Raw genomic sequence first — 13,614 nt, forward strand, 5'->3', positions numbered from 1 at the left:
CAGAGCGACGACCTCACCGTCCCCGAGGAATACCGCGGCATCGGCATCCGCATCGAAGACGACATCCTCGTCACCGACAACGGCAACGAAAACCTTTCCACCACCCTGCCCCGCACACCCGACCAGGTCGAAACCTGGATGGCGACGCTGCGAGGCTGACAGACCGGGCCGACCGCCCGTGGCCGTTCACCCGGCCGCGGGCGCTCTGCTGCCCGGCCGCCACCGGGGCGTGCCCAGACGCCGTACGCCCGGCGGGAATTGTCGGACACGCCCCCAGGCCACGGCACCGAACGGCCGACCGCACCCACCGGGAGCGGTCGGCCGTACTCGATTCGGATCAGGCCGGTCAGAGCAGGTCGAGTAGCCGCAGGTCCGCGACGCACTTGCCGATGAACTCCGGTGAGAGCGACGGCACGAGGCCGCTGCCGACACCGAGGTCGCCGACCGCCGCGGTGAACCGGGTGGCCGGGGTCGCGGAGCCCGCCCGCGGCTCGCCCGGCTTCGCGTACGCCGCCAGCAACGGCAGCAGCGACAGCCGGCGTTGGTGGTCGGGCAGGCCCCGCAGCGCCGCCTCGAAGCGCATGTGCCACTCCCGGTGGTCGTCGAACCGGGTGACCGGATGCCCCGCGTCGATCAGCCAGTCCACGATCTCGTCCAGCGAGACGCCGTCGTCGTTCGCGTTGACGGTGTTGTACGTGACGTACCCGTCGGCGCTCCGGGCGCTGAGCGAGGCGATCGCCTCGGCGGTGAAGTCGACCGGCAGGCCGCTGTAGTGGGCCCGCCGCCGGTTGCCGTCCTGGTCGAGCCGGTAGAAGGAGCGCGGCGCCATGCCCGTCGCGAGGACGCTGACGATCAGCCGGGTGAACCGGTCGGGCAGGTTCAGCTGGCCGGGTAGGCGGCTGTGGGCCAGGATCATGTCGGGCCGGAACACCGTGACCGGCAGACCGGTGCGCTCGTGCGCCTCCCGCAGCAGGACCTCACCGGCCCACTTGCTGGTGGCGTAGCCGTTCGCGTCGGACTCGTTCAACTGCCGGGCCGGGGCCGCCGTGCGGATGTCGACCGCCTCGTCGAGGAGCGTCCCGTCGGGCTGCATCGCGGCGGCGATGGTCGAGACGTAGGCGAACCGCTTGGGCCGGCCGGTGAGCGCCAGCCCGATCAGCTCCGCCGTCGCACCGACGTTCGGTGCGAACAACCGGCTGTACGGCAGCACGTGGTTGACCATGGCCGCGGCGTGCACGATCCGGTCGGTCCCGGCGGCCAGGCGCTCCCAGGTCGCGTCGTCGAGGCCGAGCTTCGGCGCCGCCACGTCCGCGGCCAGGACGTCGAGGTGCTTCGCCGCGACGGCGTCGAACCAGTCGGCCCGGTCCCCGGCCGCGGCGCGCAGGCACTCGACCACGCGCTGCCGGGCGGCCGCGTCGTCGGCGGCCCGGGCGAGGCAGGTCAGCCGGCCGCCCGTCCCGGCGACGCGCTGGAGCCATTCGATCGCCAGGAACCGCCCGAGGTAGCCGGTCGGCCCGGTGAGCAGGACGTGCTCGGCGGGGGCGGTGCCGTCCGGGGCCGGTGCCGGCCGCTCGGGAAGCCTCCCGTCGAAGCCGTGCCCCTCCAGGAAGTGATCGAGCGTCAGGTCGCTCGCCCGGGCCTCGACCGCGTCGCGGCCGTGCACCGAGGCGAACGTGGCACGGGGCGTCTGCGGCCCGCGCGCCGAGCCGAGGTGGTCCGCGATGCGGGCCAGCGTCGAGGTGGGGCTGAGGATGGCCTGGACCGGGACCTCGATGTCGAAGACCTGCTCCAGGACCGTCGAGAACGTGTGCGCCGACAGGGAGTCGCCGCCCAGGTCGGTGAAGTTGGCCTCCGGGCGGACCAGCGAGGAGGGGTAGCCCAGGGTGATCTGGACCGCGGTGAGGACCGCCTCCAGCGGCGCGACGTCCCGGCCCTCGGCCCGCAGCGCGGCGAACTGGCCGGCCCGGCCGGTCGCGATGTCCGCGTACTGCTGCTCCAGCCGGGCGCCGTAGTGCTCCTTGAGGACGGGGCGCAGGAGCTTGCCCACTCCCGACAGCAGCCCGTTCTCGATCGTGAACGGCTGCCGTTCGACGAGCACGTCGTGCGGGACCTCGTACGGGTAGAGGCCCGCTTCGTGGGCGAGTTCCCGCATCGAGTCGAGGACGGCCGCCCGTACCGCGGCATCGTCGGCCTGCCCCAGGCGGTCCTGGTCGGGGACCACCACCGCCAGCAGGAACGCCTGCTCGCTGCTGCCGTAGACGTAGATCTGCGCGATGTACGGGCTGGTCGAGTACAGCGCCTCCAGCCGGGAGACCGCGACGAACTCGCCCTGTGAGAGCTTCACGACGTTGTTGATCCGGTCGACGTAGACCAGCCGGTCGGGCGCCAGTTCGGCGACCACGTCGCCCGTCCGGTAGTAGCCGTCCTCGTCGAAGGCGCGCGCGGTGGCCTCCGGCTGCTTGTAGTAGCCGGGGACCAACCCGGCCGACTTCAGGCGCAGTTCGCCCCGGGGGTGCGGTTTGTCGGTCGCGAAGTAGCCGAGCTCCGGCACGTCGACGAGCCGGTAGTCGAGGACCGGGGGCCGGCGCACCTGCTGGTCGACCACGACGGCCCGGGTGGTCTCCGTCGACCCGTAGCAGTCGGTGATCTTCACCCCGAGGATCGAGGCCATGAAGGTGTGCATCGGCGCCGACAGCGGCGCGCTGCCGCACAGGGCGCTGATGATCCGTCCGCCGAGCATGCCGTCCCGCACCTGGACGCGGGCGGTGGCCTCCGCCTCCGGGCGGGCGGCGCCGGCGCGGCCGAGGCGGTCGGCCTCCAGGAGGTAGCGCTGGTACACCATGTCGCAGATCCTCGGCACCAGGCTCAGCACCGTGGGCCGGGACAGGCGGATGTCGTCGAACAGCGTCGACATGTCGCCGCGGGCCGCGAAGTACCCGATGCCGCCGGAGGCGAGTCCGGAGATCAGCCAGGACCGGCCGTTGACGTGGCTCATCGGCATGTAGTGCAGGACGATCGTCGGCACCGGCAGGTCGCCGACCCTGGCCATGCCGGCGCCGGCCTTCTGCCACATTCCGGTGAGCATGGCGGCGGTGTAGATCGCGCCCTTGGGCGTGCCGGTGCTCCCGGAGGTGTAGATCAGGCCGCCCAGCCGGTCCGGGTCGCCGTCGCACGGTGGCACGGCCGGCAGCCGGCCGCCGCGGTCCAGCTCCTCCGGCAGTGACGCCACCGAGGCCCGCCCGCCCAGCTTGTCGACGGCGTGCCGCAGGGCGTCGCGGTGGTCGTCCACGCGCGGGTCGTAGTCGAAGACGACCAGGCGCTCGATGGAGTCGGACGCCAGGACGGTGTCGACCGCGGCGCCGATCGAGCCGATGTCGGCGGCGAGCAGCCGCGGCTCCGTCTCGGCGACGACCGGGGCCAGCCGCACCGCGGACGATCCGGTGGCCAGCGGCACCGGCACCGCCCCCAGGTACATGCAGGCCAGGTCGATGGTGGCGTAGTCGACGCTGGTGAAGCCCAGCACCCCGACGAAGTCGCCGGCGCGCAGGTCGCCGCCGGCCGGGTCGGCCCAGGCGGTGGCGAGTCGGCCGACCCGCTGCCACAGCTCGCCGTAGGTCACCGTCTCGAAGGCGGGGAGGAGTTCGAGGTGGTGGCGGCCGGTGGCCGGGTCCTGGACGAGCCGCTCGGCCCGGCGGCCGAGGGCCGGCCGGTCCGCGTAGCCGTTCATGGCGGCCGCGATGGTGCCGACGAGGCCGCCGTCGGCGCCCAGGACGGCTGCGGCGACCTCCGAGGACGGGGCCGCTCGGGCGAATTCGGGATCGTTCGCGTGCAGTGCCGCGGCCAGGGAGGCTATGTCGCGGTCCGGCTGATGCTCAGACATGAGTGCTCCGGTTGTGAGGAGTCCGATGAACCGATGCCGCGGAGGCCGTGCGCCCGCGGGACCGCGCCCCGCCGGGAGAGAGCGGGGCCGTGCTCGCGTCGGGACGGGCCCTAGCCCGCGGGCAGCCGTCGGGCGCCGAGGCCGACGGCCAGCGCCATCAGCAGGTAGATGACGACGGCCGCGAACGCCGGTGCGGCGATGCTGTTCCCGGACTGCAGGCCGCCGAGCAGGGCGACGCCGATCATGGTGCCCGTCGACCGGCCCGCCGACAGCACCCCGCTGGCGATCGCCGAGCGGTGCGCCGGGGCCGTCGCCATGACCAGGGTGATCTGGGGCACCGTCGCCAGGCCGAAGCCGAGCCCGATGAAGAGCAGCCCGATGCCGGTGCCGACCGGCGCGTCTCCGCCGATGAAGGTCAGCAACAGCCCGCCGACCAGGGTCAGCAGGACCGAGATGCCCAGGACCCGGGGGGCACCGAGCCGGGCGTGGACGCGTCCGGCGACCAGGGGCATGAAGGTGATCGGCAGGGCGGAGGGCAGGAAGCACAGTCCGGTGGTGACCGGATCGTACCCGTGCACCTGCTGGAGGAACACGCTGATGGAGAACACCAGTCCGTAGTAGCCGGCGAAGAGCAGCAGGCCCGCCGCGACGAAGTTGCGGAACCCCGGGGCCCGGAACAGGTCGCCCGGGATCATGGGGAACGCGTACCGGCGCTGCCTGACCACGAAGGCGGCGAACGCGACGACGGCCACCGCCACCGCCACCACGGGCAGCGGTCGGGTCCACCCCAGCTCCCGTCCCTCGGTCAGGGTCAGCGCGACGCCGCCGAGGAAGACGATGACGAGGAACTGGCCGAGCGCGTCCTGGGGCTCCTTGCGCGCGGCCCGTTCGCCCAGGGGCATGTGACGCGCCGAGAGCCACAGGATGATCAGGACGACCGGCACGTTGACCAGGAAGATGCTCCGCCATCCCACCGCCGCGACCAGGGCGCCGCCGAGGATGGGGCCGAACGCCACCGGACTTCCGGCGGCCATCGCCCAGACGGAGACGGCCTTGGCGCGGTCGTCCGGGTCCCGGTACGTGTCGGTGAGCATCACCAGGGTGGCGGGTGTGAGGAGCACGCCCCCGAGTCCCTGCAACGCCCGTGCGACGACCAGCGCGGCGCCGTCGGGTGCCAGCCCGCACAGCACGGACGTCACGCCGAACACGGCGACGCCGAGACGGAACATCGGCACCGCGCCGAACCGCCCGACCATCGCGGCCCCGGCCAGCACCAGGCTGGCCATGATGATCACGTACGCGTCGACGACGAGCTGCATCGTCGCCAGGCTCGTGTGCAGGCCGGCCCGGATCTCCGGGATCGCGACGTTCACGATGCTGATGTCGATGACGATCATCCCGGTCGCCAGGCTGGCCGCCGTCAGCACGCGGCGCGGTCTCGGGGAGGTACTCGCCACGTCCGGCGCGTCGTTGTCGAGACTGGTCGAGTTGGCCATGAGGGTGCCATTTCACGTGAGCGGTGAATTCATGCCGGTCGTGTCGCGAAATCCTATCCCCGACGAAACCCGTGGCGTCAACCACGGGTGGTGCCGATCTGGTCCGAATGCGCCGAATTAGTCCGATTCCAGGGTCAGGTCTAGAAGATCCTCTGCTTCCCCGCGGAGCCGGGCCCTCCGTACTGTCGGAGCACCGAGAACAGCGAGAGGCGGCAGCATGGGAGCACGAAGAACTGCGTCACCACTGCCTTTCCCGGAGCGGAACCGCGGAATTCCGCAGCGCCCGTCGTCGATGCCGTTCCAGCGCTATGCGCGGAACGAGCCGACACCGACGGCGGGTTGGCTTCGACGATGGCCGGACCAGGCGCTCGATCGGGCTCCGGTATGGGCTTCGGTCGACCTCCGGGACGGAAATCAGGCGCTGGCCGAGCCGATGGACCCGCGCCGTAAGAAGCGGATGTTCGAGTTGCTCGTCGCGACGGGTTTCAAGGACATCGAAATCGGATATCCGGCGGCCAGCACGGACGATTTCGACTTCGTCCGGGAATTGGTCACCAAGGACGGAATTCCGGACGACGTGACGGTTTCGGTATTCACGCCGGCCCGTCCGGAACTCATCGAGCGGACCTTCGAGGCGATTCACGGGGCCGAACGCGCGACGGTGCACCTGTGCCACGCGACGGCCTGCCTGTGGCGCGAGGTCGTGTTCGGCATGTCGCGGGACGAGGTCCGGCAGATGGCCGTCGACGGCGCGGAGCACATGGTGCGCCTGGCGGAGCGGACACCCGGGACGGACATCCGGTTCGAGTACTCGCCGGAGACGTTCAACCTGACCGAGCCGGAGTTCGTGCTGGAGATCGCGGACCTGGTCACGAAGATCGTCGGCGCCTCGCCCGACCGGCCGATGGTGCTGAACCTCCCGACCACCGTGGAGACCCACTCGCCCAACGTCTTCGCCGACCAGGTCGAGTGGATGCACCGCAACCTCGACCGGCGCGAGTCGATCATCCTGTCGGTGCACCCGCACAACGACCGGGGCACCGCCGTCGCGTCGGCCGAGATGGCGCTGATGGCCGGGGCCGACCGGGTCGAGGGCACACTGTTCGGCAACGGCGAACGCACCGGCAACGTCTGCCTGGTGACGCTCGCGCTCAACCTCTTCAGCCAGGGCGTCGACCCCCAGCTGGAGATCTCCGACATCGACACCGTCCGCGAGATCGTCGAGGACTGCAACCGCCTGCCGGTGCACCCGCGGCACCCCTACGTCGGAGACCTGGTGTACACCGCCTTCTCCGGCACCCACCAGGACGCCATCGCCAAGGGCCTGGCCGCGCTCTCCACCCAGGCCGAGCGCGAGGGCCGGGAGGTCGGGGAACTGCCCTGGCAGGTCCCGTACCTGCCGATCGACCCGAAGGACGTCGGTCGCGACTACCAGGCGATCATCCGGGTGAACAGCCAGTCGGGCAAGGGCGGCATCGCCTACGTGCTGAAGGCCGGTTGGGGCGTCGACCTGCCGACGGAGCTGCGCCGGGACTTCGCGACCGTGGTCCAGAACACCGCGGACACCCTGGGGCGCGAACTGGAGCCGGCCGAGATCTGGCAGCTGCTCCAGGACACCTACCGCCTCGACGACTCGCTCGCGTCGCCCTCCGCGGCCGACGAGCACGAGGTCGTCGCACAGCACACCGCGGCGCACGGAGTGAAGTTCACCCAGGTCGTGGTCACCGCCGCGGCACCCGCGGCCGGCGAACCGACGGCCTGCTTCGCCGCGCTGGACGCGGACGGGCGGACGGTCTGGGGGATCGGCCTGGCGGCCACGGCCGCCGACGCGGCGCACCGGGCGGCCCGGTCCGCCCTGCACCGGGCCGGCATCGAAGGCCGGACCGGCACCGAAGATCGCGCCGACATCGAAGGAGGACAGCAGTGAGGGCGAACTCTTACGTCGAAGTGGCCCCCGGGGTCTTCCGTGAGGACGGCGGCCTGTACTACGAGGACTTCGTCCCCGGCGAGGTCGTCGAGCACCGCCCGGGCCGGACGATCACCATGAGCGACAACGTGTGGAGCTCCCTGCTCTGCCTCAACCAGCACCCGCTGCACATCGACGCGGTGTACGCCGAGAAGACCGAGTTCGGCCGGCTGCTGGTGTCGAGCCTGGTCACCTTCGGGATCGTCAACGGCATGACGGTGGGCACCATCAGCGCGAAGGGCACCGCCAACCTCGGCTGGGACAAGGTGCGCCTGACCGCCCCGGTGTTCGTCGGCGACACGCTCTACGCGCAGACCCGGATCGTCTCCAAGCGGGAGTCCGCCAAGCGGCCCGGCGAGGGGATCGTGACCGTCCACAGCTCCGGCCAGAACCAGGACGGCGTGACAGTGATCGAATTCGAGCGGACGATTCTCGTCCCCCGGCAGGAGGCGGACCGATGATCCCGGTCATCACGCTGGCACCCGAGCTCGCGCAGGCGGGCAACGACGGCGCCGAACGCAAGGTCGCCGACGAGATCTCCGAGGCCTGCCGGCACACCGGGTTCTTCGTCGTGCGCGGCCACGGGATCGCCCCCGAGGTCTTCGACGACGCCTACGACGCGTCGCTGCGCTTCTTCGGGCGCCCGCTGGAGGCCAAGCGCGAGTTCCCGATGCGGACCAGCACCGCGCGCGGCGACAACGACTACAGCCCGTACGGATACAGCGCCCTGCTGTCCGAGAACGCGTTCGCGTACACCGGCAAGCAGGGCATGCCGTCGGACTACGTCGAGAAGTTCAGCGCCGGGCGACTGATCCTGGACGACGACGAGGACCTGCCCTTCCCCGCCGACGAGGAGGGCGCCCGGCTGCGCGCGGCGCTCAAGCGCTACTTCGCGGCCTGCGAGAGCGTCTCGGGCCGGATCGCCGAGCTGCTGGCGCTGACCCTGGACCTGCCGCGCGACTTCTTCGCCACCCGCACGGACACCTCGAACGACTCGCTCCGGTCGCACCTCTACCCGGGCGTCGCCCCGGAGTTCCTCAACGACCAGGGCATGGGGGAGCACACCGACGGCACGCTGATCACGCTGCTCACCCAGGACGGCCCCGGCCTGCAGCTGCGGGACCTCTCCGGCCGCTGGCTGGACGTCGAGGTCCCGGAGCGCGACAGCTTCATCGTCAACATCGGTGACCTGATGGCCCGTTGGTCGAACGACGAGTACGTCTCGACGCCGCACCGGGTCCGGCTCGCCGACCGGCGGCGGCAGTCCATCGTGTTCTTCAAGCTGGCCAACGACGACACCGTCATCGAGTGCTTCCCGAAGTTCACGGCGGACCGCCCCGCGAAGTACGAGCCGATCCGCTACGAGGACTTCTCGCTCCAGAAGATGAACCTGCTGTTCGGAAGGGAGAGTGCGCAGTGAAGTCCTACGCGAGCCTGCTGTACACCCCGGCGCTGCTGCTGGCCTCGGTCGCCAAGCCGGGCAAGGTCCAGGCGGACATGCTGGTCCTGGATCTGGAGGACTCCACCCACCCGGCCAAGAAGGCCGAGGCCCGCGCGCTGCTGGCCGCGGCGGACCTGACGAAGGCGGGCCTGCCCGCCCTCGGCATGCGGGTGAACAGCATCGCGACGCCCGACGGCCTGGAGGACCTGCGGATGCTGATCGCGCTGGACGCCGTGATCGGCGGCGTCCCGCTCGACGTGATCTTCATCCCCAAGATCGCCGGCCCCGGCGACGTGGCGATCTACCGGGCCCTGCTGTCGGGCACCTCGAAGCCGCCGCAGATCTGCAGCTTCATCGAGACCCTGGACTCGGTCGAGAACGCCTTCGCCATCGCCGAGGTGAGCGACGGCCTCTGCTTCGGCCAGGCCGACCTGACGGCCGAGATGTACGCCGAGAACGAGACCTACCTCGACTACGCGCGGGCCCGGCTCTGCGTCGCGGCGTCCCGGCACCGGATCCCCGCCATCGACACCAACTCGTTCGAGCTGCACGACCTCGACGTGGTCTCGGCCGCGTGCCGGGCGGCCCGGGACGCCGGCTTCACCGGCAAGGCGGCCATCCACCCCCGCCAGGTCGACCCGATCGCCGAGGCGTTCACGGTCGGACCGGAGAAGCTCGCCGAGTACCGGCGGGTCGTCGAGGACTACGACTCCACGCCGTACGGGTTCGCGGTCGAGAAGGACCGCGTGCTGGCCCCGCCCTTCGTGCTGCAGGCCCGGCGCATGCTCCAGCTCCACGCGGCGGACACCGCCGCCTCCTGACGTTCCGTCACCCGCTCCCGCACCCGCACCGCACCGACGAATCGGGGAATCCCATGAAGACCCTGCCGCAGTACGCGATCATCGACGTCTCCGCCCACCGCACCGAGCTGGTCGACGGCCGCCTGCAGGCCGTCGGCGACGGGATCGTCGCCGAACTGGTCCGCCTGGTGGCCGAGGGCGACGGCGTCGCCCTGTGCCACGGCCTCGACCGGACGCTGGCGAGCCACGGCCTGGACGTCCACAACGAGCAGGACGCCGCCGTGGCCCGCGACTACCTGGAGTCGCTGTTCCGCGCCTTCGGCGCCCGGGTGGACGTCGCCCCCTACAGCCCGGTCGCGATGGACTACGACCGCATCGCCGGCATGGACGTCGACGGCTACAACAAGAACACCGCCTTCACCCCGAACGGCGACCACACCGCCGAGCGCGAGTTCCTGACCACCAAGTGCGTGCACTTCGACTCCGCCACGCCGTTCATCGGGAACATCTACGGCCCCAACACCAACATCCGGGGCGGCGTCCCGGTGGTCTGCGACACCCGCGCCTTCTGCAAGGACGCGGGGGTGGCCCCGGGCGACCTGGTCGAGCTGATGCCGCACAGCTACAACGTCGCGGTCCGCGAGGAGTACACCGAGCGGATCCTGGCGGACTACGCCAGCGCGGTGGAGGTCGACCTGTCCTCCGACCTGGTGATGGTCGTCCTGCTCAACGAGGTGGCCGGGGGTCTGGCGCACGCCGGCTCCGAGCCCCGCCCGGTCGACCCGTCCAAGCCCTCCCGCCGCCCGATCCGGCACCTGGAGTACCAGTTCGCCGAGGGCGTCGAGCTGGCCAAGTGGTTCGAGCACTACGGCCTGGACGTCCCCGCGCCCATCATGCAGGCGCCCGACGGCGACGCGCGCGAGCGCTACCACCGCGGCATCGCCCCGGTCGGCGCCGAGGACGGGGCCTCCGAGCGATGACGTCCACCGAGAGCGGCGTGCCGGTCATGTCCGCCAGTGACGCCGCGGAGCTCGAAGAGCTCCTGACGGTGCTCGCCGCGGACGAGTGGCCCGACGACATCGCCGAGGCGCGGCAGTTCTACGACGCGTGGGGCACGCCGATCGCCGACGACATCGTGGTCGAGCGGCGCCCCGGCGGGTACCTGCTGACCCCGCCGAACGCCGAGGGCGCCCGGACCGGGCTCTACCTGCACGGCGGCGGATTCGTGTACGGCTCGCTGCGCAGCCACGGCGCCATGGTCGGGGAGATCGCCCGGGCGGCCCGCTGCCGGATGTTCTTCGTGGACTACCGGCGGGCCCCCGAACACCCCTACCCGGCGGCGCTGGACGACGCGGTGGCGGCCTACCAGGGCCTGCTCGCCGACGGAACCGCCCCCTCGGACGTGGTGTTCACCGGGGACTCCGCCGGCGGCGGCCTGATGCTCTCCACCCTGCTCAAGGTCCGCGACCTGGGCCTGCCGCTGCCGGCGGCGGCGGCGGCCGTCTCGCCGTGGACCGACCTGACCGGCTCCGGGGAGACCCACCGCACCCTGGCGGACGAGGACCCGATGCTCAGCCAGCCCGTCGTGGCGCTGGTCACCGCGTCCTACCTGGCCGGCACCGCGCCGACCGACCCCTACGTGTCCCCGCTGTTCGGGGACGTCACCGGTCTGCCGCCGGTGCTCATCCAGGTGGGCAGCCGCGAGGTCCTGCTCAGCGACGCCGAACGGTTCGCAGCCGCGCTGCGCGAGGCCGGCGGCACCGGCGAACTGGAGGTCTGGTCCGGCATGGTCCACGTGTGGCACCTGCACCACGCCCGGCTGGGCAAGGCCCGCGAGGCCGTCGCCCGGCTCGGCGACTGGCTGCGCGAGCACAGCGGCGGTGCGCGATGAGCGAGGACATCACCGGCCCGCACCGGTACCGCAACAACGCGAAGATGGTGCCGGCCAGCGAGGCCGCCTGGGGCCTGTCCCAGAAGCACGGGATGCTCGGGCTGGTGGTCGAGGCCGTCGAGGGCCAGAACCGGCTGCGCGAGATCCACACCGGACACGAGTTCACCAACCTGTCCTCGTGCTCCTACCTGGGGCTCAACAGCCACCCCACGGTGGTCGAGGCCGGGCGCGCCGCGCTGGCCGAGGAGCAGATCACCGGCCTGTCCATGGGCGAGTTCCGGATCCGCCTGGGCATCATGGAGCGGCTGGAGGAGGAGCTGGCCGAGCACTTCGGCACCCACGTGCTGCCGTCGGTGTCGTGCGGGGTGCTGAGCGCGGCGATCCTGCCGCTGCTGGCCTCGGGGCACCTGACGGACGGCGAGCCCCTCGTCGTGGTCTTCGACCGGTTCGCGCACTTCTCGATGAACTTCCTCAAGCCGATCATCGCCGACGAGACGCTGGTCCTGACCTGTCCGCACAACGACATGGAGTACCTGGAGGACATCTGCAAGCGGTACCCGCGGGTCGCCTACGTCTGTGAAGGCGCCTACTCCGTCGGCGGCACGGCGGACCTGGAGGGCATCAAGGCCCTGCAGGACCGCTACGGCATGTTCGTCTACCTGGACGACTCGCACGCGATGTCCGCGGTGGGCGAGGGCGGCGGGGGCTACGCGCGCACGGTCTTCGACGAGCTCGACTCCCGCACGATCATCGTCGCGTCGATCGCCAAGGCGTTCGGCAGCACCGGCGGCATCGCGATGATCGGCGACCGCGACGTCTTCGAGTTCCTCTACCGCTCCGGGCCGCTGGCCTGGTCACAGGGGCTGCGGACCGCCGCGGTCGGCACCACCCTGGGCGCCCTGGAGGTCCACCGCAGCCCCGAGCTGGGCCTGCGTCAGCGTCAACTCGCCCGGAACATCGAGCTGTTCGACGAACGGCTGAGCGGCCACGGCCTGCGCGGCACCGGCTCGCACATCAAGTTCGTGGTGACCGGCGACAACGACCGCGCGGTGCGGCTGTCCACCGAGCTCTACGAGCGCGGCTACTACTGCTCCGCGATGTTCTTCCCGATCGTGGCGCAGGGCCAGGCCGGCGTCCGGATGATGCTGCGCGGCGACATGCCGACGGAGCTGACCGAGCGGTTCGCCGGCGACCTGCTGGACGTCCTGGCAGGGCTCGGGTGACCCTCGACCGCACCGAACGGCCGCCGCACTCCCTCGACGACGTCCGAGCCGTCGCCGAGCTGATGCGGACGGGCCTGCGCAGCGGCGCGGTACGGCGGATGGCCGTGCCGCTGCGGCAGGTCGTCGAGGACGAGCAGGGTGCCAAGTTCCTGGCGATGCCCGCCGTCTCCGGGGACTTCGGGCTCTACATCTCCAAGACCGCCACCATCACCGACGGGCCGGGGCCGACCGTGACCTCCGTGGTCCCGGTGTTCTCCACCAGCACGGGGGACCTGCTGGAGGTGCTGGACGGCGCGGCCGTCACCAACCTCAAGTGCGCCGCCGTCACCGCCGTGGTCACCGACCGCTGCGCGGCCCCGGACGGTTCCGTCCTCGGCATCGTCGGGTCCGGGGTGCAGGCCTGGCAGCAGTACCTCGGCGTCGCGGCGGTGCGGGAGATCACGCAGGTGCGGGTGCACTCCCGCACCACCGCCAACGCCGAGGCGCTGTGTGAGCGGATCAGGGCCGCCGGAGCGGCCCGGGCCGTGGTCTGCGCCTCCGCCGAGGAGGCCACGGCGGGAGCGGACGTCGTCTCCACGGCGACGACGTCCGTACTCCCGCTGCCGATCTCCACCGACCTGCCGGAGCACGTGCACATCAACTGCATGGGCGCGCACACCACGCAGTCGCGGGAGCTCCCGCACACGCTGCTGGCCGCCGTCACGGTCGTCGTCGAGGACATCGGGATCGCCGTCGCCGAGGCCGGCGAGATCCACCGGACGGCGATCGACCTCGCGTCCCTGGAGAGCGGCGAGCACACCGGGCTCGACGCGCGCCCGACCGTCTTCAGCTCCACCGGCCACGCCTCGCTCGACCTCATCACCTGCGCCCACCTGGTCGGGCACACGCACCGCTGAACGTACCGAAGGGAAGACCGC

General features: G+C 71.6%; 10 protein-coding genes and 1 pseudogene. 9 read left to right on the forward strand and 2 right to left on the reverse strand.

Annotated features, from left to right (window positions below):
- A pseudogene (locus ACIO5E_RS09360) lies at positions 1-159 on the forward strand (aminopeptidase P family protein); the annotation flags it as partial.
- Between the two features lie 187 nt (positions 160-346).
- Here ACIO5E_RS09360 and car read toward each other — a convergent pair.
- Positions 347-3,880, reverse strand: a complete 3,534-nt coding sequence (gene car / locus ACIO5E_RS09365; protein ID WP_400665382.1) for a carboxylic acid reductase — start codon at positions 3,878-3,880, stop codon at positions 347-349.
- A gap of 110 nt (positions 3,881-3,990) precedes the next feature.
- Positions 3,991-5,376 (reverse strand): MFS transporter, encoded by a 1,386-nt coding sequence (locus ACIO5E_RS09370; protein ID WP_400665384.1) that lies wholly within the window; start codon positions 5,374-5,376, stop codon positions 3,991-3,993.
- A gap of 292 nt (positions 5,377-5,668) precedes the next feature.
- Between ACIO5E_RS09370 and ACIO5E_RS09375 the strand changes: the two genes are divergently transcribed.
- Genes ACIO5E_RS09375 through ACIO5E_RS09410 form a run of 8 tightly spaced genes read left to right on the forward strand, consistent with a single transcriptional unit; the run spans position 5,669 to position 13,593 of the window.
- Positions 5,669-7,303, forward strand: coding sequence for a 2-isopropylmalate synthase (locus ACIO5E_RS09375; protein ID WP_400665386.1), 1,635 nt, complete (start codon positions 5,669-5,671; stop codon positions 7,301-7,303).
- Positions 7,300-7,803: a MaoC family dehydratase gene (locus tag ACIO5E_RS09380; protein WP_280682716.1), complete on the forward strand. Its 504-nt coding sequence runs from the start codon at positions 7,300-7,302 to the stop codon at positions 7,801-7,803. Before ACIO5E_RS09375 ends, ACIO5E_RS09380 begins: the two co-directional genes overlap by 4 nt.
- Positions 7,800-8,762, forward strand: coding sequence for an isopenicillin N synthase family dioxygenase (locus tag ACIO5E_RS09385; protein ID WP_400665388.1), 963 nt, complete (start codon positions 7,800-7,802; stop codon positions 8,760-8,762). Before ACIO5E_RS09380 ends, ACIO5E_RS09385 begins: the two co-directional genes overlap by 4 nt.
- Entirely contained in the window at positions 8,759-9,604 is an 846-nt protein-coding gene (locus tag ACIO5E_RS09390; RefSeq protein WP_400665390.1) for an HpcH/HpaI aldolase/citrate lyase family protein, read from the forward strand. Before ACIO5E_RS09385 ends, ACIO5E_RS09390 begins: the two co-directional genes overlap by 4 nt.
- Before the next feature lie 53 nt (positions 9,605-9,657).
- Positions 9,658-10,563 carry a hypothetical protein gene (locus tag ACIO5E_RS09395; protein ID WP_400665392.1) on the forward strand — a complete coding sequence of 302 codons (906 nt, stop codon included), beginning with the start codon at positions 9,658-9,660 and terminating at the stop codon, positions 10,561-10,563.
- Positions 10,560-11,474, forward strand: a complete 915-nt coding sequence (locus ACIO5E_RS09400; protein WP_400665394.1) for an alpha/beta hydrolase — start codon at positions 10,560-10,562, stop codon at positions 11,472-11,474. Before ACIO5E_RS09395 ends, ACIO5E_RS09400 begins: the two co-directional genes overlap by 4 nt.
- Positions 11,471-12,697, forward strand: coding sequence for an aminotransferase class I/II-fold pyridoxal phosphate-dependent enzyme (locus tag ACIO5E_RS09405; RefSeq protein WP_400665395.1), 1,227 nt, complete (start codon positions 11,471-11,473; stop codon positions 12,695-12,697). The genes ACIO5E_RS09400 and ACIO5E_RS09405 overlap by 4 nt, the downstream gene beginning before the upstream one ends.
- Positions 12,694-13,593, forward strand: a complete 900-nt coding sequence (locus tag ACIO5E_RS09410) for an ornithine cyclodeaminase family protein (protein WP_400665397.1) — start codon at positions 12,694-12,696, stop codon at positions 13,591-13,593. The genes ACIO5E_RS09405 and ACIO5E_RS09410 overlap by 4 nt, the downstream gene beginning before the upstream one ends.
- Positions 13,594-13,614: the final 21 nt, after the last annotated feature.

This window comes from Kitasatospora sp. NPDC087314, assembly GCF_044744365.1.
In the GTDB taxonomy this organism is placed as follows: domain Bacteria; phylum Actinomycetota; class Actinomycetes; order Streptomycetales; family Streptomycetaceae; genus Kitasatospora.

What these genes read in the sequence shown, in the direction of transcription:
- car (WP_400665382.1), bottom strand. Translation starts at nt 3,880, where the DNA reads ATGTCTGAGCATCAGCCGGACCGCGACATAGCCTCCCTGGCCGCGGCA.
- ACIO5E_RS09370 (WP_400665384.1), bottom strand. Translation starts at nt 5,376, where the DNA reads ATGGCCAACTCGACCAGTCTCGACAACGACGCGCCGGACGTGGCGAGT.
- ACIO5E_RS09375 (WP_400665386.1), top strand. Translation starts at nt 5,669, where the DNA reads ATGCCGTTCCAGCGCTATGCGCGGAACGAGCCGACACCGACGGCGGGT.
- ACIO5E_RS09385 (WP_400665388.1), top strand. Translation starts at nt 7,800, where the DNA reads ATGATCCCGGTCATCACGCTGGCACCCGAGCTCGCGCAGGCGGGCAAC.
- ACIO5E_RS09395 (WP_400665392.1), top strand. Translation starts at nt 9,658, where the DNA reads ATGAAGACCCTGCCGCAGTACGCGATCATCGACGTCTCCGCCCACCGC.
- ACIO5E_RS09400 (WP_400665394.1), top strand. Translation starts at nt 10,560, where the DNA reads ATGACGTCCACCGAGAGCGGCGTGCCGGTCATGTCCGCCAGTGACGCC.
- ACIO5E_RS09405 (WP_400665395.1), top strand. Translation starts at nt 11,471, where the DNA reads ATGAGCGAGGACATCACCGGCCCGCACCGGTACCGCAACAACGCGAAG.